General features: G+C 29.3%; 2 protein-coding genes. Both read left to right on the forward strand.

Annotated elements, in window-relative coordinates:
* Window positions 1–1,146: hypothetical protein (locus VK998_RS02410; protein ID WP_325225066.1), on the forward strand; the 1,146-nt coding region annotated here is incomplete at its 5' end.
* 33 nt (window positions 1,147–1,179) lie between these two features.
* Window positions 1,180–2,082, forward strand: a complete 903-nt coding sequence (locus tag VK998_RS02415; RefSeq protein WP_325225069.1) for an RpnC/YadD family protein — start codon at window positions 1,180–1,182, stop codon at window positions 2,080–2,082.
* Window positions 2,083–2,139: the final 57 nt, after the last annotated feature.

A 2,139-nucleotide genomic window follows, 5' to 3' on the forward strand; every position in this document is an offset into this window, starting at 1 on the left:
AAGCCTAGAAAACAACTTTCCATGATGAAAAAGATAAAACCTTTATATAAAAGGGTTCAGATTAAAGAAGAAGATATGCCGGAGTTGTGGCGATATTTATATAAATTAACTGGAGTAAATACAGGTTATTCTGTAGAAGAGATAATTTATATTTGGAGTGGGCAAAGTAATTTTTCAGAGGAGAAGGTAATTGAATATAGAGATATATTGAATAATACAAAGTATTTTGCACCTAATTCTAGACGACTATTTTTATACCATCCAGTTAAAGAAGAGGAACTAATACAAGAAGAATCTACTGAAATGGAAATGAATGATATGTTGGCTTTTGTTAATGATATATTTCCAAAGGAGGCAGGTCTTTATAAAACTGGTGCTAGATATGAGGATAAAATAGCATTACTTTACTTTGATTTTCCAGATAAGGCAAAGAAAATATATAAAGATGAAATAGAGAAAATAGAGAGGGAAACAGGTTGGAAAGTTGAGATAAATGATGATTGCAACCAAGGTGCTGCTGAGGAACTTATATATTCTTTACTTCCTAGAAGAGTGATGATAGACAAGTTGTCTTACTATCGAGATAAAGGATACTTTTCCATAGATCTTAGTAAGGATATAGATGGAATCTCTAGGATTCAAGAAGAATTTGAAAGAAAATCAGGAATGAAACTTGTAATTGACTCTAATAGCCAACTAAAAACAGAGGAAATATCTTTAAAAATTAAAGATATGGGGGAAATGATGGAGCAAAATAAAGCTTTTGATATTATAGAGAGTGTTTTTTTAGATAAAAGGCATAAGTTATTTAAAAAGAGTAAGAAAGTTTCAAACAATATTCCCTATATAGAACTATCCTTTGTCTCACCTCAAATAGGTTGTTTATACAAGGATATTATAGAACAATTGGAAAAAGAAACTGGATGGAATATAATTATAAACGAAAATCCAAATCAAAATGAAATTATAAAAATAGTAAAGATGTTATTTAGAGAAAAAGGAATACTCATAAAGAAAAATCCAAGCATATATATTAATGAAGCTATGGTGAAAGTTAGTGTAGATGAAGAAATTGATGATGAGTTAATGCATCAGATTGAAGAAGAATTAAAGATGGAAACAGGATATGGTATTAATGTGGTATAATAAAGATAAAGGTAACGATAACGAGGTGATGAATTGGCTAGTATAGACATACCATCAAAACGATTGTTGCAGTTAAGACCGGAAGATTGGATAAAGGCAGTATTAGGAAGGGTTGAAGATATTAAGTTTAGGGAAATTAAACCTGAGAAAAATCCGAAAGTACAATCACGATTAGATGCATTATATTTGATAGAAGATGAAGATAATAATTTCATATTGAATTTAGAACCACAAGGCTATATAGATACTGCTCTTCCAGCTAGAATGTTAAGATATAGAGCAGATGTATATGAATCACTCTTAAGCACTAATAGAGAATTACTTCCAATGAAACAAGTAGTAATATATTTTTCAAAAAATGAGGAAACTACAGATAATAAAATCATAGACGATATATTTGATAATAGTAATATACATTATGAATATGATGTATTAAGAGCATGGGAATTGGATAAGGAAATCGTATTAGAAAATGAATTAATAGGATTATATGCTTTATTACCATTAATGAAAGATGAAAGGAAAAAAGATAATAAAGAAATAGTATTAAATGAATCAGTAAAAATAGTATCTGAAATAGAAGATGAAGCATTGAGTAAAGATATCTTAACAGCAATGTCATTTTTGTCAGAAGTAGAGTATTCTAAGGAGATGATTACTAGTATCATAAGGAGGGATATGCTTATGGGTTCACCATTATTTGAAGAATGGGCAAAAGAAGAAAGAAAAGAAGCTGCAGAGAAAGCTAGAAAAGAAGCAATAAGGGAAAATACAATAGATATATTATCAGAAAGATTTGATTTTGTACCAAAATATATAAGAGAAAAATTAGAAACTATAAATGATACAGAGATATTAAATGAATTAGTTAGAAAAGCAGTTAGAATTGAAACATTAGAAGGATTCGACAGGTTGTTAGAAAAAGTATTAAAATAGTTATGGTGCAATGGGGTGCAACGGGGACGGTTCTCGTTGCACGATTTTTTTATACAG

Origin of the sequence: Schnuerera sp., assembly GCF_035459645.1 — a bacterium.
Taxonomy (GTDB): Bacteria; Bacillota; Clostridia; order Tissierellales; family Tepidimicrobiaceae; genus Schnuerera.